Consider the following 306-nt stretch of genomic DNA (forward strand, 5'->3'; position numbering starts at 1 on the left):
GTACGGTCGATCTAAAGTCCGCAACAAGCGCATCGTGTGCTTTCTCCAATCGCTCACGATCGGGAAGCAACTGGCCGACATCCTCATATCGATCTTGGCTCGGATAGTATGACTTCTCAGCATCTTTGTGCACCGACCAAATCTCTTCCGCTCGGCGCGAAAGTGGCCCATCGAGAAGTAGAAGCTGCTGCGCGACGATCTTCATCTGGCGCGTCAAGTCCCACTGATCCGAGCCATCGGGCGAAGACCTTCCCCCTGCTTCAAGGTAACTGAGATCAGCACGAAGTTCTGAATCACGCTGATGCG

At 54.6% G+C, this 306-nt stretch carries 1 protein-coding gene; it reads right to left on the minus strand.

The window, feature by feature from the left end; all coding sequences use genetic code 11:
* Positions 1–205 (minus strand): hypothetical protein (locus tag AC3XQU_RS23560; RefSeq protein WP_489876564.1); only part of this gene is annotated, 205 nt, incomplete at its 3' end.
* Between the last annotated feature and the right edge of the window lie 101 nt (positions 206–306).

Source organism: Telluria sp. AZSoR62, assembly GCF_058111565.1.